Source organism: Asticcacaulis sp. DW145 (assembly GCF_037101385.1).
Lineage (GTDB): Bacteria > Pseudomonadota > Alphaproteobacteria > Caulobacterales > Caulobacteraceae > Asticcacaulis > Asticcacaulis currens.
In genome coordinates this window covers 1166193-1184886 of the sequence record NZ_AP029024.1, presented here as the reverse complement: position 1 = coordinate 1184886, position 18694 = coordinate 1166193, and the positions used below count along the sequence as shown (strand labels likewise).

The following is an 18694-nucleotide window of genomic DNA, read 5'->3' as shown; positions in this document are numbered from 1 at the left end:
CGGGGAGTTAGAAAACCGTCGTTACTCGGTCCCTATGGCCTTTAGCCGGGGCCTATTGCATACGCCATAGGCTCCCCGACCATAAGTCAAGGAAGGCAGCACCGAAATTGTCGGCACTCACAAGTAACGATAGGGGCTTTCTACGACCCCAGCGCTGCACGTACAGCGCCGTCAAGAATCTTACATAAAAACGGGGAGGAACGCCAGTGCGATTACGACCTCGGCGGGTACTGTCACACCGTCACTTCAACAGAAGCAGATCGCGCTGGCCGTCAGCAGCACCGCCCCACCTGCTCAACGATCACCGCAGAAGGCCTGCGTAACCACCGTTGATCATCTCCGTTGCATACCGAAGAAGCCGCCTTGTCCGGAGCCTCAGATAATCAGAGCCATCGTGCCAATCGTCGCGGACAGCCTTCTCGCCAAAGAGTGCGCACGCAATCTCTCTCTGGCTGGCGCCGGCGCGCCAGGCGTCATGGGCACGCGCTGCCAGCACCCAGCGCTCGGCCTTAGTTTCAATAGGATAAAGCTTGGGAAGAAATCGGCCTTGCTGGTGCAATCCAACCAGACGACGAAGGCTCAGAATACGGGTTTCGAGGTGCTTAAAACCCGAAAGTGCGTAGCGGAGATAAACAGGCCCTTTGAGAACCGTGCCTTCAAGAACGAAAAGCTGTAGGTGATGTATGCCGTCAGATAACAGCACAACCTCAAACCCTTCCTCCATGACAAGCACCGTCGCCAGCTTCCCATAAATGTGGAGGTCAAAGGCGTTCTCGGTGGTGAACGCAGGTAGTGTGCGGACAAGTAAAACTGATTTGTCCCAATCCGGTCGCCAAAAGACCTTCTCGTGCTGCTCTCGGCCGTAAGGCTCAACGACGAAAGGATACCCCCCAGCGACCTGCGTCCGAGGCCACCCGTCCCCGAATGACCCCTACGTCGCCGGGTCCCGATCGTACCGGTCTGCGGTCCTGCCCCTGCAAGCCCTTTTGATAATCTGGGTTTCGTTTGAGCCACGCCCACGCCCACCCGACCCTATCCGTCGCCGCCAACGCGTCGTAGTGGCGGCTATCTAACCACTCGAATGCCATCATGAGCCCCACCCCTTGAGCCACCTCAAGCGATAAGAAATAGCATATTACCGCTAAAGTTGCAAATTCTTGTTTCTTCACGAATGGTTGGGATGAGGAGCGCTAGATGTTCCGCCCCTGTGGACTATTCTCAACGTCTCATTCGCGCCCAAACCGGACTTAGAATGGGGACAAGTCCAGCTTTCGCCACCTCGCTCGAAAGCGGAAGTTGAAGCGTTCCTCGTCGACATCTCACCCTCCACACAGCCTGCGTAAGGTTACGACTGATCTGAGCGTCGCGCCCCGGAGATAGGTCACGTCAGCAGTCTGCCGTTGCCTCAAATTATTCCCTCTTGTACCGCTTGATGGACCGTCCTAACACTTGCCTGAAAGCCTCGGCTGCGAGCAAATGAAGCGTCGATGTGAAGATGCCAAGGGTCCTGCATTGCTTCCGATGACGGAGCCATCTTTTCGCCGACGAGACTGACTAGTTCGTAGATCGTAGTGGGCGCTTCATCGGATATGTTCACGATGTGGCCGTCGAACACCCCGGTCAGCGCCAATTTCATCGCGGTCGCGATGTCGCGATGGTGGATCGTGCTCATCCGATGGGCTGGATGGAAGCCAAAAGCGCCCAGATGCTTTGGCAGCATATCCAGATGACCGTCGCCATCGCCATAGACGAATGGGAACCGCAGGATCGACCAGTTCAACTGGCTTTCGCGCAATAGGTTTTCAGCCGCTAGCTTGCTTGCCGGATAGGCCTGTTCAGGTTCAACCGAGTCGGTTTCGCGCCCAGGATGAGGGCCGTCCCTGTTATAGACGTTGGATGTACTTGCCATGATGAAGCGCGCCTCTGGGGCATAAGCCTTCACCGCTGCGATCAGGCTACGCGTACCTTCCAAGTTACTCTGCCAGATCAGGTCGGTGTCCTGGGTGCGGAACACCGCTGCCAGATGAATAATCGCCGAGACGCTCTTCACGGCAGCCGCCAGTGCTGCGGAATCGAAAAGATCGCCTTCCACCACCTTCACCCCGGCAGGGCTGTTTTTGCCGGCGCGAACGAGGGCGCGACAATCCTCTCCAGCTTCAACCAGGCGCGGCAGCAGGCGTTCACCGACCAATCCAGTCGCGCCAGTAATCAGAATCGTCATGTCTTCTTTACCTCTGTTCGTTGGTTGAGACGTTCGGTTGCGGCTCTAAGCACCCGCACTGTGGTTTCAATGTCGGCGTCGGAGAAACCAGCGAATGCTACGTCATGGATGAAATTTAGATCGGGCAGCTCGCCCCACAGCGCCTTTCCCGCCGGAGTTAGCCGCAACAGCTTCTGGCGCTGATCGACAGCGTCGGGAACCTGCTCGACCAATCCCTTGCGAACCAACGCTCCAATAATGATGCTCATTGTTGCGCGTTCGATCTGGAGCAATCGCACCAGTTCGCGCTGCATCGTTGGCCCTGTCTGAACCAAGTGATGCAGGACATACCATTGCGTCGTACCGATGCCGTGACCCCGAAGGGTCTCTTCCATCATCGCTCGTCCCGCGAAATAGCACCGCTTCGCCCACGCCCCAATTGAAGCAGGAACAGAGGTTTTAATTTTGTTTGCCATCTAACAATATTGCTAGATAGCAAACAAATTGTCAAGGGTTGCGGCAATTTTCCAATATTAAAGTCAGTTCAGGCTCAGCTTTCTAGGACCTCGTTGTCGGTGCCAGCGCTCTTGGACTTCAGGTCAGCGAAGCTGAACCTGGGCGGTCATGGGGCGAAACATTCGAGTTTTCGCGCATTTCCGGACAGTTTGCACTTCCTGTGATCATATTCCAAGGACAGAACAATGATGTCGCACCGACGCCCACGGCGTAGGATGGCTGGATGGCATCACCGCGCCGTCAGAAACCTTCAAAGCCATTCCAATCGCGGGAAACCATGCCATCGAGACGCAGAGTAATGAAGTACTGACCGCGCTACGAAAGGCAACGGAAGGTTTCGAAATGGCGGTAAACCGTAGGCATCGCTGTCCGGCGGCAGGCTGGGTCGCGCCCAAGCGGTCATGAGGAGCCGAACTCAGCGCATGCCGATCCCGTCCAAAAACACCCCGACCAGATGAGCGATGCGAGGTTTCGGCGATCCATTTTTCTCAATCGCCATAGAGATCGCCATGACGACGCATACGATATCGTCGAAGCTGATATCTGAGCGAACCACGCCCGCCTTCTGACCACGATCCAGAAGTCGAACGCCCTCATTGCTGGTCGCGACACAGCCGGGCGTCCCAACGGCTAGGACCGTGCCAAGTGATGCCGCCAATCCGCGATAGACGCTGCTATGTTGAACTAGCTCCTCCAGGTAGAGACGCAGGGCAGTAAGCGGATCAAGCTTGCCATCTCTCGATAGACTTGTTTCCGCGAACGCCTCGAACCGAGCGCTATAGGCTGCGGCCAGGAGTTCCTCGCGCGTCGGGAACCGGCGATAGAGCGTCCCGATTCCCACTCCGGCACGCTTTGCCACTTCTTCCAAAGCGATGTTAGCACCTTGTTCTACAAACACTTCCTCTGCGGCCGCGAGGATGCGCTCTCGGTTGCGCTGAGCATCGGCTCTCAAGGGAGCTTCATGAGTCAAATTGACATTCCTTCAAAGCAGGGCTTGTGAACCGGAGGATGCCTCCATATAATAAATGGAGCAATCCTCCAGTTCGAAAAACAGATTGGGATGATGATGAGATTCGAGAACAAGGTCGTGGTGGTGACCGGCGGAACAGATGGCATTGGCCTGGCGACGGCCAAGGCTTTTGCCGGCGAAGGTGCACTGGTTTACGTGACGGGCCGCAGTATTGAACGTGTTGCCAATGCGCGCGCTGAGATTGGCCATGGAGTGACCGGTGTCCAAGCCGATGTCAGCAATTCTGACGATATGGACCGCCTCTATGCCCTAATCCAGAATGAGCACGGTCGCGTGGACGTCGTCTACGCCAATGCTGGGGTATCGGAATCTGCGGCGATCGACGACATCGGAGATCAGCATTTCGATCGCCTCTTTGATATTAATGTCAAAGGAACGGTCTACACGGTCCAAAAAGCCTTGCCGCTGATGGGTCCTGGTAGTTCGATCGTGCTGACGGGATCGGGCGCAGGAAGCAAGGGCTTTGCCAACCTCTCGGTCTATAGCGCAACAAAGGCTGCAATACGCTCCTTTGCCCGGACATGGACGGTTGATCTTAAAAGTCGAGGGATCCGTGTGAATGTCGTTTCACCCGGAATGGTACTTACCCAGGCCATGCATACCTATCTTCGAGACAATGAGGGCGCGGAGGAGTGGATGAAGCAGGCCATTCCGTTTGGCCGGCTCGCTCAAACTGAAGAAGTTGCCAAGGCTGTGCTATTTCTGGCGTCGAGCGAAAGCAGCTTCATTGGTGGCGAAGAGTTGCTTGTGGACGGCGGTTTCGTCGCGGTGTGAGAATATTATGGGAGGCGTCGCATCTCTCGCTTCCCTTGACGGCCACGACCCAATGACCGAATTGTTTGTCGCTCAGCACCAAGGCCGGACGTTGCATAATCGCAAATTCAGAGGAAACTGATCCTGCTTTTGCGAGCCTCGGCGCGTCTGGTTTCAAGCGCATACCCAGGAGGGTTGCGCGCTCGTTGGTTGAGACGACGCAGATAAGATCCAGATGTTCGAGAAACATGACGCTGCAAGAGTTATATGAAGCCTACATAGGCTGCCTGAATCGACAGGATTGGGATGAGCTTGGGCGCTATGTCGCCGAAGATGTCAAACACAATGGTCGTCCGCTTCGGCTGCCAGGCTACCGCCTGATGCTGATCAAGGACTTCGAAGACATCCCGGACCTACATTTCGTCATCGATCGTCTGGCATGCGACCCACCCCTCATTGCGGCCAGGTTGGTGTTCGATTGCGCGCCAAAAGGCGACTTTCTTAGCCTACCCATCAACGGCCAACGCATTTCTTTTGCAGAAAACGTGTTTTACGAGGTGAAGGGCGGTAAAATTGTCGAAGTTTTCTCCGCGATCGACAAAGCTGGGATCGAGAAGCAGATCGCTTGAACCGCATTTGTGACCGTCGGTAGCCGCTTCCAACCGGAATGTGCGTCGGCCACCGGGTGTCAGACTGGACTTTCACTCAGCTGAGGATGGTCGGCGCGAAAAAGCGACGGCCAAGGCATCCAACACTGCACAAAGCCTTGGCTCCATATCAAGCCCCGCTACGACAGCCTGTTCCACATGAGCGGGATGGACGAAGATCGTGACCGCGTCCCGCACTACGTCGGCGGCAACATCGACATCGCGGATGTAGAACTCACCCTGCGCTACCCCGTCTGCCAACACCTGCCGGACGAGCCCTGTCATTCGTCGCGCATAATCGGCGACGAGGTCCGGGCGCTCCGTCACAATCCGGCGGTAGAGACCATGGATCTCAGGGTCATCTCCCAGCTTGGCGCATTTGCTGCGATGGAGCGCCAGGACAAGACCGCGCAGCCTGTCGCCCGCAGAACCACCGGCCGCCACGAAACGGCCTGCCAGTTCGGCCTCCTCAGCCATGGTCCGTGCGGCCAAGGCGTCGAAGATCTCTGCCTTCGAGCGAAAATGCCGGTAGATCGCCGAATGAGACAGACCCATGGCCTTGGCGATGTCGACCACGTTGGTCTTTCCCTCGCCGAAGCGACGAACCTGCTCGGCAGCCGTGTCGAGGATGCGGTCGCGGTGATCGGGCGCGTTGTCTATCATGTACGGTTCTTAACGGAGCGAAGTTATAAAATCAACATGTAACATATTTCATATTATGTATTGTGTATCATGTGACCCTGTGACAACTTGGCACCGCCAGCAACCTAGGAGTCCGTCATGAGCGGCAATTCACCCCGGCCAACACCCCGCCTTGCCCTCGTCACCGGAGGATCCGGTTTCGTCGGCAAACACCTCATCCACCGCCTGTTGTCGGTCGGCTGGCGCGTTCGCGCGCTCGGTCGCAGCCCCGAAGCGCTAGCCGGCGTACGAAACTTGGGCGCGGAACCGATCGCTGGTGACCTTTTAGACCGCACTTCGCTGACCACCGCGATGGATGGAGTCGAGGTCGTGTTTCATGTTGCAGCCCATTTCAAGCTCTGGGGACCGATGTCTGAGTTCCGCCGGATCAATGTTGACGGCACCCGCAATGTCATCGAGGAGGCTGAGCGGGCTGGTGTGCGCCGCGTGGTCTATGTCAGCGCCGCTGCCGTCGTCATGGGCCGTCCCGAAGCGATGCATGGCGCGACCGAGTCCCTGCCCCTGCACAAGATGACGTTTGCTCCTTATGCGACATCCAAGGCTGAAGCGGAGGAGGTTCTGCTCGCGGCAAATGGCCGTTGTGCCGGATTTTCAACGGTAGCCATTCGTCCTCCCTTCATCTGGGGACCGGACATGCCTGCGCTCGATCACATGGTCGAGACCGTGCGCAAGGGGCAGTTCCAATGGGTTTCAGGTGGCAGACAAGCGCTGTCCACCTGCCATGTCGATAACTTGTGCCATGCACTGATCCTCGGCGCCGACCGCGGATCAGGCGGCGAAGCCTTCTTTGTCAGCGATGGTGAAGACACCACACTAAAATCTTTCCTGACGCGACTGCTTGGCAGCCGCGGCGTCATACCGAAAGATCGCAACGTGCCCTTCGGCCTTGCCTGGGCCCTGGCCGGCCTTATGGGGGCCGTCTGGCGAGCCTTTCGCCGCAAGGGCGAGCCACCGATCACCCGGCAGATGCTGCGACTGATCGGCAAGGGCTTCACCATTGATATCAGCCGCGCACGATTGGAACTGGGCTACGCTCCATTGATTTCGCCGGCTGATGGAATGCGCCGTATGCGGCCCGATGATGCCTTAGCCGCTGTGGCGGTCGATTAAACGCGTCTGGCGACCGCGTCATAACGCTGGAAGCAACCCTTGCCGGCAGCGACAAAGCAACCTTTTTCCGGGCGTGGCTTTCAGATCGGCTTGCCATCGCCGCAATCGCACCTTACGGCACTGATCACTTCGAGGATAGGCCCCGGCACATGGCCGGTGATAGAGCTGGGACCAGGAACGGGCGCCTTTATAGGAGCCATGACAGCGGTGAAGGCGTTGCTCTTCTGAGTGAACTCGACCTCGATTAAGGGTGTCTATCACCCGCAACCTGAGTTGCATTCATCACAAGTCTCTACAATACGAGACGAGAGGAGAGGACGCAGTTGCGGTTGTCGCACGACTTTTCAACAATATCGGCCACTAGACGCCGACGTCGCCCTCGCGCCCAAGGCGGACATTTCAAGCTCTGAGACAATCCAAGCCCAAAAGCGGACGTGTGAAGCTAACGGCAACCTTCGAAACCGCACTACGGTCTTGAGCTCACGCAGATGGCTATTTCGGCAAATTTTGGAGATGTTTCCGATACGAGGCGTCTATCATCGCGGCTGAGCACGTAGCCTGAAATCGCCGCGCGGCATGCATGATAAAAGTCATGAAAGGATCAATGATTCTTAGTTGATTTTTAAGTACCTGGCACCTATCTTCGAGACCGAGGGAAACGCATGACGAAAACGACCCAAGATATCCTACAGCGGTTCTACACCGCAAACTCGCCTGACAGTTTGTCTGGCGAGACATTCTTAGTGCTTGTCGACGAAATTGACGAGCTGATTTCCAGTGGGAGCAAGGATGAGTTGGAGAAGTTGGCCGCGGGTATCGCCGCGGGCTTCGACAACTTGATGCGTAAGGCGCCCGAAAATGCAGCGAATGTTGCCCAAGGCCGCTTCGCTAATGAATCGTCTGAGGCGTATGCATATGTTCTAGGCAAGCTAGCGCTAGCCCATGCCGTCGTCTCTCAGGTTGGGGCCCAACGGGCCAGTACGCAATCGCTAGACCTTTTAAGGAAAAGCAACCTGCAACCGTACTTTAAAGCTCTGAGCAAACGAGAAATGACAGGGGTTGAATTGTCTGAAGCTTTAAATTTAAAGCCCGAAACTGTCAGCAGAAATTTATCCATACTTCGCCAATATGGACTAGTCGATTGTCGGAGAGACGGCACAAGGTTCTACAATTTTCTTACTCCAACGGCGCAAGACGCAATGGAAAGCAATGAAGATTCAAAACCGTTACAATCAATTGCATCCAAACTTTCGCCGCGCGATCGAGCAATTCAAAAACATCGCCGTCAGACTACAGATCGTTTCAGTGAACGACGAGTTCTGACTATTTATCCCCGGCTTAATCATACAGCCTAATCTTGGACTTATTCATGAGCAGCGGCAAGATCATCACTTTTTACTCATATAAGGGTGGTGTTGGCAGAACTATGGCCGTTGCGAATGTAGCCTTTTTGGCTGCAATGCATGGCGCCAAAGTCTTAGTAATGGACTGGGATCTAGAGGCCCCAGGCCTCCCGTATTACTTTAAGGCCTTTCTTGAATCCACCGAAGCGCGGACCATACGCAACCGTCCCGGCATTCTTGATCTGCTTTGGCGATGGGCTCAGTCGATTGACATAGCAAAGACTCCGAGAGCGCTTGAAGACGCAATTAAAACATTCTCGTCTAGAGAGTATTTCTCCAGTTATGTTATTCCGATTGGATTGGAATCCGACAATGGTGGCAAGCTGGATTTGATCACTGCAGGTGCTGTTGACCTCGCGGATCGACATCCTGCGGCATATGGTGATGTCCTAGCCAATTTTGCGTGGCCAACCTTCTTCACCGAACAAGCTGGCGGAAAACTGCTTCAATCCCTTCGTGAGTGGGCAAAAAGCGAATATGATTTTGTTTTCATCGACAGTCGGACCGGCATGGCTGACGTCGCAGGCATATGCACTATGCAGTTGCCAGATACAGTCGCACTCTGCTTCGTTTTGAATCGACAAAATATTGAAGGTATATCCGGGGTAGCCGGCACAATACGCTCTCAAGCAGGCGATGATGTGGAACTTTTCGCTGTCCCTATGCGCGTTTCCGCATCCGGCACGAGCGAAGAAGCTGACGCGATTGCTAGAGGCATCCATGAAATCACTAAAGCTGGCGGCTTGACGAAAGAGGCTGCAGTAGATGATTTTAAATTTAACGCAGTTAGGGCCGCACCTAACGTACCCTACTATGAAGCTGTGGTCCCCACACTAGCGACAGATCCTGGAACCGATCCATTATTGCTGAATTATCTAAGGTTGGGCAATCGCCTGCTGCGCGTATCAATGGATGTGCCGGAAATGGATCCGGACTGGATAAGTGTAATACGGCGCCGCCTCCAACCTCGGCTAGCGACAAGCGAATACGTCTTAAACCTGAGGTCGTCCGACCCCGTGAGGGCAACTGAAGAGCTTGGCACTCTCATCGAGAGCGCAGCCGATACCGTTCTGGATGGCGGAGATATTACAGAAGAGTATGTTGTCGCCCTCGTCGAGACAGCATTAGTTCTGACTAAAGCCCACGAAAGCCCATTTGAAATAATCGGCTTATTGAGAAGCACACTTGACTTACTTAGAGTGGTTCACGCTGAGCAACCTGAAATTTGGCGAACATTCTTGATTCAGGTTCTAGAGCGCTATCTGGACATTAGCGCATTTTTCTTCGAAGAAGAGGATGAACTTGCCTTAATTGAAGAATTTGACAACCTGCTTGCTGCTTCCACCAAAGCAGTCGACGTTTTTAAACGCGCAAAAATTCGGCGCAAGGCGGCTCAAATATACATTTCTCTCCGTGATCACGATGCGGCAAATCAATCAATCGCTGATTTGGTTAAGTTATTGAGGGACCTTCAAAAACACAAAATAGAAAATACTATGATGGATGACCTGCGCGTGATGGAGGTAGAAACCTCTCTGCTCAAAGGAGATTACTTTGATCGCAGTGGCGACAGCCTTACTGCGTTTAATGAATATCAGGGCGGTCTAGCAAAAATGGAAAGACTAGACATCTCGGAGCACACGCTCGCTAGCGCGTCTCTCAAGCGTGTCGGATTTGACCTGCATAGCAGGCTAGTTAGAAATTTGCATGCTCGTGGCGATCTTATGAACGCCACCAAACATGCCGTATCTGCCGCGAAGTATAGCGACGGCCAGCCACAAATGGCATCTCAATTTGTCGAATTCGCAAAAATTATCCTCTCAAGCAAGGACGTCAGCGCCACCGTCGAATTTTGCAACGCTTTATTCAATGAAACAAATAGACGACTTATAAGCACACTCCCAAATTACTATGGAAGATCATCCAGATCAACAATAGAATTTATAAACTCTATATCTGGTATGATAGATTACTTGCTGGCCAGCGACCATCCCAATTTAACCCAAATTTCATATATGGTGGAGGCAGTTACAGGATTGGGTCGTATCTTGAGCAGGCGCTCATCGATGCACAGTTTGCAAAGAGAGGCCGTTAAAGAGTCGGTTGATCATCTCTCATTAATGCTATCAAATATTCAATTCGATCCAAAAGCCATTCAACACTTGGACGATTCATTTTCATTTGACTTACATCAACGCCGAGCTCGAGATATTAAATGACTGAGCAAGCCGTTCGACCCAGTTCTCCAGGTGAGCTATTCCTTTATCTATGGGAGATGGCAACACTTTGGACGAATGCAGAGCGTACGAGGTCGTGCAAGCCAAATACAGCTTTCGATCGGAAGGTCAAAACTGCACTCGAGTTCGATGGTGGCAATATAGTTACAAAGACACTGCTTCAATTAATAGAGCCGACAGACAGTGACCTCGAAGTGTTTCGAGGAAAAGTACTTCAAATAATGAGGTTTTTGGACCTCTCTTTCTACCGTATTCACCCTCGCGCTGTTTCTCGTGCTCCAAGCGACCCTCAGTACCGTAGGGTATCCGCATGGCTTCGGGATCACAAAAATTACAGAACTACTAAATCGGTTTATGCGACTTGGAATAATTTATCCCTCATTCCTCGAGGGCCGTTGCATAGAGCCACACGACCAGAAGCGGCCGGCCACGCTGATACGTTGTATGACAGATTTACCTACCTCAGTGCAGCTCCCGCAACGATGCTCCATCAAGGGCGTCCAATTTCAGTCAAGCCGCTGTATGTAGGTCGTGATCTCGGTGCAGGAGTAGCGCCTCAAGACGACACTCGAATTGTGTTTATCCCAGTTGCGACAAAAGCAAACGATCTCATCTTCACTGACAGGCCGCTGGGTGACTCCAGAGCGATGACCTGTACAACCAGTTCTACGCTTTGTGCCAGCACGACAATTTTCAACGCGATTGAGGCTGCTGGGGAGGCAATGTTTGCCATCGCGCCGGAGTTCGTGGTTACGGAAAATGAAGCTATTTCGCTAGGTAAATTGCTTCGCTCGCTGAAAGCTAGCCCCGCCCTAACCGTTGCCGGGACTGGTTTAACCGTCTCCAACGATGGGTATCAAGCTTGGAACGAATCGCAAGCACTGAACAGATACGGCACCCCCTTATGGAGGCAGAGAAAAATATGGCCTGCAAAAATTGATGCGGATGTCGCTATCGGCTTAGGTCTACCCAATCCTGGGAAGGGGAAACAAGTCGTCGAGGACACCGCCTCAGGTAGCGAAATTGTTGTCGCCGACATCGAAAACGTGGGCCGTTGCGTTACGTTTATTTGCCAAGATATAAAAATTCGCCCGTTAGTGGGCGACGTAATCGAAGCATTTCAACCGGACTGGGTTTTTGTACCAATTCTCGACAGAGGCGTAGGACCTTCGCGTTGGATGCAAACAGCTGCATTCGAACATAGTGACCTAGGCCAGTCTAGATTTTTAATTGTCTCAAGTTTGTCAATGGCTGAGAAGCTCGGCAAGCCGACACCCCATTTCGCTATGGCAATCGGCCCCAGGGATATCTCGGAGAACGTAGGTGGCGGCGCGGAGACGGATAGGGCTATAAAAATAATTCACGTCCGCGAGGAGGGACACCCGTACGCCGATTTGACTTGGAATACTTCAGGCTGGCTACAAACAAGCGTTTCAGTTCAACCGTGGCCGCCAGATCCGTAATTAATGGCGTTTAAATGCGAGTTGACCGATATTTTCTATCAGAATGGCCTTCTTCCAGTCACAAGCACGTATGCCAAGGCCTAAACAATGTTTGGTTAAGTGCGACGAACCGATCCACATCCTGGGATAGTGCCTTAGATTGAGCCCGTTTCCAAGCGCTATAACGATGTCCGCTTTTTGCGCCAGGAAAAGAACCTTGTGTCTCTTATGGGCCAAAACCAGCCCCCGACCGCGCCCTCCCTCACCGAAAATCCCGGCTCTTCTGAACCCAGCCGCCGCCCTGCGCTCTGGCCACCCGCGCGTCCTGTCCGGGCCCGCCATTGCGGAACTCATCGCCCGGCATACGGGGCACGCTCAACGGCGTATCGCGCTCACCGATACTAGCCAGAAGCGGTGACAGATCAAAGACGGAGCGCGCGATAAGATGGACCACCTCGCCTTCGCGCTGGATGTAGCCGTTGATGGCCACAAACGACGAGCCATAGACGGCGGCCTTATGAGCGGCCGCCACCTTCTCCCAAACCACCACATTGGCGTCGCGGGTCTCGTCTTCCAGCGTCATGAACATCACGCCATTGGCCGAGCCGGGCTTCTGGCGGACGAGCACCATGCCCGCCACGCTGACGAGGCGCCCATCTTTTGAGGCCATGGCGTCCGCGCAGGTCATCAGGCCGCGCTGGCGAAGCTCTTCACGCAGGAACGAGACGGGATGGGTCCCAAGCGTCAGACCCAGGTGATTATAGTCTTCGACCACCCTGGCCCCGGCCGTCATGGGTTTGAGGATCACTTGGGGTTCCGGCATTGCAGACGTCTCCCCTGCCCCCGTCTCCAGATGATCGAACAGCGGTAGAGGATCATCGCGCAGGGCACGGATGGCAAACAACGCGTCCCGACGGTTCAGACCGAGGGCGGGAGAGAAGGCATCGGCCTTGGCCAGTTGTCGCAGCGTCACCACCGGCGTGCGGGCCCGCTTCCACAGATCGGGAATGGATGTGAAGGGGTGATCTCCGCGGTGCAGGATCATCCTGGCAATGTCCGCGCTCTTGAGCCCTTTGACGAGCCGAAAGCCTAACCGCACGGCATAGCGTCCCGGTCGGTGTGTCTCCTCCAGCGTACAGTCCCAGCGCGAGGCATTGACGCAGACCGGGCGGACCTCCACGCCATGTTCCTGAGCGTTGCGCACCAGCTGCGCCGGGGCATAGAAGCCCATGGGCTGGGAGTTCAGGAGCGCGGCACAAAAGACGTCCGGGTGATGGCATTTCATCCAGGAGGAGGCATAGGCGATCAGGGCGAAGGAATAGGCGTGCGACTCCGGAAACCCATAGGAGCCAAACCCTTCCAGTTGGCTGAATATCTGCTCAGCATAGTCCTGCGTGTAGCCGTTTTTAAGCATCCCCTGCACGATCTCGTCATGGAATTTAGAGACGCCGCCGGTGTGTTTGAAGGTGGCCATGGCGCGGCGGACCATATCAGCGCGCCCCGGCGAGAAGCCGGCTGCCTTGATGACAACCGACATGGCCTGCTCCTGAAAGAGTGGTACGCCCAAGGTTTTCGAGAGAATGGCCTCCAGTTCCTTCGAGGGATAGGTGACCTCTTCCGTGCCCTCGCGCCGTCGCAGGTAGGGATGGACCATGCCGCCCTGGATGGGGCCAGGCCGCACGATGGCGACCTGCACCACAAGGTCATAGAAGGTCCTAGGCTTGGTACGCGGCAGCATGGCCTGCTGGGCGCGGCTTTCGATCTGGAAGACACCGACCGTGTCGGCCTTGCGGATCATGGCGTAGGTGCGCGGATCTTCGGCCGGGATGGTGGCCAGGTCCAATTCTATGCCCTTGACCTCAGCCAGCATATCGAGCGAGCGCTTCATGCACGACATCATGCCAAGCCCCAGGCAATCGACCTTCATGAAGGCCAGAACGTCGATATCGTCCTTGTCCCATTCAATGACCTGTCGGGCTTTCATGCGCGCGGGCTCGATCGGCACCAGTTCATCCAGCCGGTCGTGGGTCAGGACAAAGCCACCCGGGTGCTGGCTCAAATGCCGCGGCACGTTCATCAAGAGCAGGTGCAGGTCGATGGCGAGCTTCAGGCGCCGGTCATTGAGGTTGAGCCCTAAGCCTTCGGCCTCGGCCAAAGTCATGCCGCCCCGGTGCCAGTGGGTCACCTGTTTGGAGATCAGCTTGATCGTGTCTTCGGGATAGCCCATTACCTTGAGGACCGCGCGGATGGCTCCACGCGTGCGGAACCGCGTGACGACGGCGGTAAGCGCGGCGTGCGAACGGCCATAGGTCTCATAGACCCATTGCAGCACCTCCTCACGCCGCTGGTGCTCGAAGTCCACATCGATATCGGGCGGCTCCCCCCGCTCTTCGGAGATGAAGCGCTCGAAGAGAAGATCGTTGCGGTCCGGATCGACGCTCGTAATGCCCAACACAAAACAGACGCAAGAATTGGCGGCCGAGCCACGCCCCTGACAGAGGATGTCCTGCGAGCGGGCGAAGTTGACGATGGCGTTGACCGTCAAAAAATAGGGCGCGTAGTTGAGCTTCTCGATCAGGGTCAGCTCATGACGCAGAAGGTCGATGACCTTTTGCGGCACACCTTCCGGGTAGCGCCGCTTCGCCCCTTCCCAGGTCAGCTTTTTGAGGGCGTCGATGGCCGACAGCCCGGGCAACAGCTTCTCTTCCGGATATTGGTATTTAAGCTCGTCGAGGCTGAAGCGGCACTGATCGGCGATCTCGGCGCTGCGCCTTAAGGCGCCCTCGTAGCCCGGAAACAGCCGATACATCTCCTCCGGCGTCTTCAGATAGCGGTCGGCGTAGCGGTGGCGCAGATCCCCCAGGGTGTCGATGGTGCAGTTGTGCCGGATGCAGGTGACCACATCGTGCAACTGGTCGCGCTCATGGACATGATAGAGGACATCATTGGTAACGACGGTGGGCACACGCACCCTCGCCGCCAGGTTCGACAGCTCATGCAGGCGCAGATGATCCCCCTGTCGGCGGCGCAGCGTCAGCGCCACATGGGCGCGCACGGCAAAAATGGTCTTAAATCGCCGCAGGCGCTGGGCGCAGACCTCGTCGGCCTCTTCCGGGAGGAAGATGCCGATCAGGCCTGCGTTGAAGTCCTCGACATCCTGCCAGGTGAGGTCGCAGCGCCCCTTGCCGCCCCGCGCCTTGCCCACCGTCAAAAGCCGCGACAGGCGCGCATAGGCCGCCCGGTCGGTAGGATAGACGAGAAGCGACGAGCCATCGGTCAGATCGAGGTGGCAGCCGACGATCAGGCGCACCCCCGTGGCTTTGGCGGCGACATGGGCACGCACCATACCGGCAAGCGTATTGCGATCGGCGATGGCCAGCGCCTCAAGACCCAGTGCCTGAGCCCGGACGAACAGCTCATCGGGGGATGAACAGCCTTGCAGGAAGGAGAAGTAGGACGCGCACTGAAGCTCGACATAAGGTGGCTGCATCAGTCGAATTTCCCGTGCAGATACCAGTTGAGAGAGCCGGTGCCCGTGTGTTCGCCGTCCCCGGCCCGGAAGACCCAGAAGCGCTCACCAGTGGCCGCTTCGAGGATATAGTAGTCGCGCACCTTGCCGGTTTCGGTGTCGCTGACCCACCATTCCCCCTTGACGCGTTCGGGGCCATCGGCACAGACGACGCTGTAGCGCTGACCGCGCCAGGTAAAGGCGCGCGGCGGATGATCGGGCAAGGCCGCCAGCGCCTGCACCGGTTCGGGGCGATAAAGGCGCGCCGGGCGTCGATAACGGGCATTGCGTGAGGAGCCTGTCCCTTGCGCCGACGGGGCAATCCGTCTGACTGAGCGCTCCGGGATGTCGCTTGCGACTTCCACCGCGCGGTAAAGTCGACCCTCGCCGTAGCGGTTGCTGAGCGTGTCCCATAGGTCTTCGACGTCCGGGCGGCCGGGCGCGGCAAAGCGCGTGGCGACCTGGGTGAAGGACAGCGGTTCGACCAGAGGGGCGGACAGGGTCATCTTGTCGATGCCGAAGCCCGGCTCAACGGTTTCGATCTTATCGACCAGCAGTTTCGACAGACGCTTTACGTCGCGCACCGGCTTCGCGGTACCGACGGATATGGTCTCGATGCGACTATCGACGCGCACAAAGTGCAAATCGAGCCGTCGCGCCCCAAGACCCGCCTCTTCCAGTTTCAGGCACAGGGATTCAGTCAAACGGCGGGTATATTTTTCAAGCGTGTCAGGCGCCCCGATGGGCTCAAAGAAAGCGCGTTCGACCGAGATCAGTTCGGGGACATGGACGGGCTCAATGGGTTCGGCCAGTCGCCCAAACGCCATATCGACGCGCCGCCACAGGTCGGGACCATAGCGCAGCGCCAGCGGGGCGCGCGGCTTGGCCGCCAGTTCGCCGATGGTGTCGATACCGATAAGGCGCAGTTCCTCGACCGTCTCGGCCGGCAGGCGAAGCGCCGCGACCGGCAGGGGCAGTATCGCCTCGGCAGACTTACCCGGTGCAATGATCAAAGAGGACTTACCGGCAAAGCGCACCAGGGCATGGGCGGCCCCCCAGCTATCCGCGACCGTGGCGTAGGCTGTGATATGGAGGGCGTCGAGACGCCGCAGCATATCGGAGACCAGAGCGGCCTCTCCCCCATAGAGATGGGCCGCGCCGGTGATATCGAGGATCAGACCATCCGGCGTATCAGCGGCCACCACGGGCGAATAGAGACGCAGGGCCCAGACGGCGAGCTTCTCCAGCGCCTCGGCGTCACGCTCTACCTCAGCGTCACGCACCTCAAGCCCGTCGATAAGCACCTGCGCCTTGGCCACCGCGATGCCCGGTCGTACGCCGCGTTGATGAGCGCGCGCATCGACCGCCGTGACGAGGCGTCGGCTGCCGACCTTGCCCTGCAGAACCAACGCTTGCTCAAGCGGCAGCACGTCCAGGCCTATAGCCCGACGCAGACGATCGGTCCCCCAGAATGGCAGATAGAGGCTGAGGTAGCGGGCCATGACACCCTACACCGCCTGTCGCGTGAGAGGATCGACCCAGTCGGCCCAGGCTTCCAGAAGGGCGTCACGCTCAGCCGTCAGGACGTCGAGCGGCACGGCGACGGAGGCCGAGCGACGAATGGGTTCGCTTAGGCCTGACACATGAATGTCGTAGATCGGCTGATGACGGCTGACGCTGCCCCAGCCGCCCACAGTTACCGTCTTCGTGTAGATGGGACTGACGGCGGAGATAGCCTGAAGACTGATCAGAAGATGGGACAGGTCGAACAGGCCCGGCGTTACGCCGTCCTTAAGATGATAGCGCCGCCAGGCGGCCACGAGTTGCGCATGCGCATCTCTGAGTGCGGCCCTTTCCTCGTCTGTGCCGTCCTCCGACTGGAACCACAGGGTTTGAGGCAGGCCCTGGATATGGACCGGGAACGCCAGATGCGTGTCTTCATAAAGGCCATTTCTCCATACCGGCCCGATAGCGACGAGGGGCGCCAGCGCCACCACCTTCCCCGCACAGGTGACAAGTTCACTCATGCGATATCCGCGTAATCGGTCTGATAGAGATCAACGACGTCGAGGATCTGGGGCGCGCGCGGCAATTGCGGCAGGGGCGAGCCATCGGCGTGGTATCTGTAGCCGGCCACATCGTAATAGACCGTGCCTTTGGGACCGATCTTCTGCACACAGGCCATATAGTCGCGCTCATGCCGGGCGACCGTAAGCAGGACGGCGGCCCCATCGAACAGGGCCAGCCGGGCGTGTTCATCCGGTGTCTCAAACAACTGCATAGTCTCCCTCCTCTTAAGATGCGGCCCGCAGGGTGTTTGTCATTTGTGCGTCCCCGGACAGGCGGATACGCCCCTCCCCGTCACAGGCCTCGACCTCGAAATCATGACACTCCCCGCCGCGGGCCCGGATCAGCTCCAGCATCCAGCGCGCGCGTCCGACGCCGCGCACCGGCAAAGGTGATGAGTTCAGTTCGGTCACACGCCAGCGGGTGAAGGCGGCCGTGGGGCGGCCAAAGTCTTTGGCATCGACCTGCCGGCGCCAGCGGCGCACGATCAGGGCCAGCGTTCCTGTGCCCTCCGCCGCCATCAGAAGGCGCTGCGAGGCGACACGGGAGAGATTGGCGAGTTCGCCCACGACCGCGGTGAGGCCGCCGTGGCGCAGGGCTTCCTCACAAGCCCCCAGCACGGCGGCCTCATCGCCGGCTTCGAAGAAGACGACCTTGTCATCGGTCAGGCCAGAACGGGCCAGTGCCGGGGCGAACAGATCAGGCTGCGTATAGGCCCAGAGAACACGCCCGCCAGAGCGCGCGGCGATCCCGGCGGCAAAGGCGATGGCGGCGGCCCCATCTACCGCGCCATTGGCGCCACCGGCGATCTCGTGCAGGGCCCCAAAGGCCAGCCCCCCCTTGGGAATACGGGTGTCGATATCGGGAACGCCGAAGGGGAGCACGACGCGTCTGGGCGCACTGTGACCGCCGATATGGTCGATACGGTCTCGCAAAGCGCTGAGGACGGCGGGGTTGGCAGCGGGCATGACATCAAGCATCCTTTCTGAACGCCAAAGACTATGTTCGCTTTTTGTTCTTTAATTTGAACAAGAGTCAATAGGCCGAGATCGGCGTCTGCGTGCTGCCAGAAATTGTCA

General features: G+C 57.0%; 16 protein-coding genes. 6 read left to right on the top strand and 10 right to left on the bottom strand.

What is annotated here, in order from left to right; translation table 11 throughout:
- Window positions 1–301: 301 nt before the first annotated feature.
- The 4 genes from AACH73_RS05565 to AACH73_RS05550 all read right to left on the bottom strand — a co-directional run bounded on the left by AACH73_RS05565 (window position 302) and on the right by AACH73_RS05550 (window position 3686).
- Window positions 302–724, bottom strand: a complete 423-nt coding sequence (locus AACH73_RS05565; protein WP_272740147.1) for a DUF2285 domain-containing protein — start codon at window positions 722–724, stop codon at window positions 302–304.
- Window positions 725–1405: 681 nt separating this feature from the next.
- Window positions 1406–2221 (bottom strand): NAD(P)-dependent oxidoreductase, encoded by an 816-nt coding sequence (locus tag AACH73_RS05560; RefSeq protein ID WP_338735679.1) that lies wholly within the window; start codon window positions 2219–2221, stop codon window positions 1406–1408.
- Window positions 2218–2676: a MarR family winged helix-turn-helix transcriptional regulator gene (locus AACH73_RS05555; protein ID WP_338735678.1), complete on the bottom strand. Its 459-nt coding sequence runs from the start codon at window positions 2674–2676 to the stop codon at window positions 2218–2220. The genes AACH73_RS05560 and AACH73_RS05555 overlap by 4 nt, the downstream gene beginning before the upstream one ends.
- Window positions 2677–3131: 455 nt before the next feature.
- Window positions 3132–3686: a helix-turn-helix domain-containing protein gene (locus AACH73_RS05550; RefSeq protein WP_338735677.1), complete on the bottom strand. Its 555-nt coding sequence runs from the start codon at window positions 3684–3686 to the stop codon at window positions 3132–3134.
- Window positions 3687–3776: 90 nt separating this feature from the next.
- Between AACH73_RS05550 and AACH73_RS05545 the strand changes: the two genes are divergently transcribed.
- Window positions 3777–4520 (top strand): SDR family oxidoreductase, encoded by a 744-nt coding sequence (locus AACH73_RS05545; RefSeq protein WP_338735676.1) that lies wholly within the window; start codon window positions 3777–3779, stop codon window positions 4518–4520.
- A 227-nt stretch (window positions 4521–4747) separates the two neighbouring features.
- Window positions 4748–5128 carry an ester cyclase gene (locus AACH73_RS05540; RefSeq protein WP_338735675.1) on the top strand — a complete coding sequence of 127 codons (381 nt, stop codon included), beginning with the start codon at window positions 4748–4750 and terminating at the stop codon, window positions 5126–5128.
- Between the two features lie 72 nt (window positions 5129–5200).
- On the opposite strand, the gene AACH73_RS05535 is transcribed toward AACH73_RS05540, so the two are convergent.
- Window positions 5201–5809, bottom strand: a complete 609-nt coding sequence (locus AACH73_RS05535) for a TetR/AcrR family transcriptional regulator (protein ID WP_338735674.1) — start codon at window positions 5807–5809, stop codon at window positions 5201–5203.
- A 117-nt stretch (window positions 5810–5926) separates the two neighbouring features.
- Between AACH73_RS05535 and AACH73_RS05530 the strand changes: the two genes are divergently transcribed.
- From AACH73_RS05530 to AACH73_RS05515, 4 genes are all read left to right on the top strand, one after another.
- On the top strand, window positions 5927–6958 hold the full coding sequence (locus AACH73_RS05530) for an NAD-dependent epimerase/dehydratase family protein (protein WP_338735673.1): 1032 nt from the start codon (window positions 5927–5929) through the stop codon (window positions 6956–6958).
- Window positions 6959–7620: 662 nt separating this feature from the next.
- Entirely contained in the window at window positions 7621–8313 is a 693-nt protein-coding gene (locus AACH73_RS05525) for a helix-turn-helix domain-containing protein (RefSeq protein WP_338735672.1), read from the top strand.
- A 14-nt stretch (window positions 8314–8327) separates the two neighbouring features.
- Complete coding sequence (locus AACH73_RS05520; RefSeq protein ID WP_338735671.1) at window positions 8328–10580, top strand: AAA family ATPase; 2253 nt, start codon at window positions 8328–8330, stop codon at window positions 10578–10580.
- A gap of 593 nt (window positions 10581–11173) precedes the next feature.
- The gene (locus AACH73_RS05515; protein WP_338735670.1) at window positions 11174–12061 is read left to right on the top strand and encodes a hypothetical protein; all 888 of its coding nucleotides are present in this window, start codon (window positions 11174–11176) and stop codon (window positions 12059–12061) included.
- Between the two features lie 241 nt (window positions 12062–12302).
- On the opposite strand, the gene AACH73_RS05510 is transcribed toward AACH73_RS05515, so the two are convergent.
- Genes AACH73_RS05510 through AACH73_RS05490 form a run of 5 tightly spaced genes read right to left on the bottom strand, consistent with a single transcriptional unit; the run spans window position 12303 to window position 18583 of the window.
- Window positions 12303–15530 (bottom strand): error-prone DNA polymerase, encoded by a 3228-nt coding sequence (locus AACH73_RS05510; protein WP_338735669.1) that lies wholly within the window; start codon window positions 15528–15530, stop codon window positions 12303–12305.
- Window positions 15530–17050, bottom strand: a complete 1521-nt coding sequence (locus AACH73_RS05505; protein WP_338735668.1) for a DNA polymerase Y family protein — start codon at window positions 17048–17050, stop codon at window positions 15530–15532. The genes AACH73_RS05510 and AACH73_RS05505 overlap by 1 nt, the downstream gene beginning before the upstream one ends.
- A 6-nt stretch (window positions 17051–17056) precedes the next feature.
- Window positions 17057–17575 carry a hypothetical protein gene (locus tag AACH73_RS05500; protein WP_338735667.1) on the bottom strand — a complete coding sequence of 173 codons (519 nt, stop codon included), beginning with the start codon at window positions 17573–17575 and terminating at the stop codon, window positions 17057–17059.
- Complete coding sequence (locus tag AACH73_RS05495; protein WP_272740154.1) at window positions 17572–17829, bottom strand: hypothetical protein; 258 nt, start codon at window positions 17827–17829, stop codon at window positions 17572–17574. Before AACH73_RS05495 ends, AACH73_RS05500 begins: the two co-directional genes overlap by 4 nt.
- 13 nt (window positions 17830–17842) lie before the next feature.
- On the bottom strand, window positions 17843–18583 hold the full coding sequence (locus tag AACH73_RS05490) for a damage-inducible protein (RefSeq protein ID WP_338735666.1): 741 nt from the start codon (window positions 18581–18583) through the stop codon (window positions 17843–17845).
- Window positions 18584–18694 lie beyond the last annotated feature (111 nt).

Excerpts from the sequence above, each read along its gene's own strand:
- AACH73_RS05565 (WP_272740147.1), bottom strand. The coding sequence starts at position 724 with ATGGAGGAAGGGTTTGAGGTTGTGCTGTTATCTGACGGCATACATCAC.
- AACH73_RS05560 (WP_338735679.1), bottom strand. The coding sequence starts at position 2,221 with ATGACGATTCTGATTACTGGCGCGACTGGATTGGTCGGTGAACGCCTG.
- AACH73_RS05555 (WP_338735678.1), bottom strand. The coding sequence starts at position 2,676 with ATGGCAAACAAAATTAAAACCTCTGTTCCTGCTTCAATTGGGGCGTGG.
- AACH73_RS05545 (WP_338735676.1), top strand. The coding sequence starts at position 3,777 with ATGATGATGAGATTCGAGAACAAGGTCGTGGTGGTGACCGGCGGAACA.
- AACH73_RS05540 (WP_338735675.1), top strand. The coding sequence starts at position 4,748 with ATGACGCTGCAAGAGTTATATGAAGCCTACATAGGCTGCCTGAATCGA.
- AACH73_RS05535 (WP_338735674.1), bottom strand. The coding sequence starts at position 5,809 with ATGATAGACAACGCGCCCGATCACCGCGACCGCATCCTCGACACGGCT.
- AACH73_RS05530 (WP_338735673.1), top strand. The coding sequence starts at position 5,927 with ATGAGCGGCAATTCACCCCGGCCAACACCCCGCCTTGCCCTCGTCACC.
- AACH73_RS05525 (WP_338735672.1), top strand. The coding sequence starts at position 7,621 with ATGACGAAAACGACCCAAGATATCCTACAGCGGTTCTACACCGCAAAC.
- AACH73_RS05520 (WP_338735671.1), top strand. The coding sequence starts at position 8,328 with ATGAGCAGCGGCAAGATCATCACTTTTTACTCATATAAGGGTGGTGTT.
- AACH73_RS05510 (WP_338735669.1), bottom strand. The coding sequence starts at position 15,530 with ATGCAGCCACCTTATGTCGAGCTTCAGTGCGCGTCCTACTTCTCCTTC.
- AACH73_RS05505 (WP_338735668.1), bottom strand. The coding sequence starts at position 17,050 with ATGGCCCGCTACCTCAGCCTCTATCTGCCATTCTGGGGGACCGATCGT.
- AACH73_RS05500 (WP_338735667.1), bottom strand. The coding sequence starts at position 17,575 with ATGAGTGAACTTGTCACCTGTGCGGGGAAGGTGGTGGCGCTGGCGCCC.
- AACH73_RS05495 (WP_272740154.1), bottom strand. The coding sequence starts at position 17,829 with ATGCAGTTGTTTGAGACACCGGATGAACACGCCCGGCTGGCCCTGTTC.
- AACH73_RS05490 (WP_338735666.1), bottom strand. The coding sequence starts at position 18,583 with ATGCCCGCTGCCAACCCCGCCGTCCTCAGCGCTTTGCGAGACCGTATC.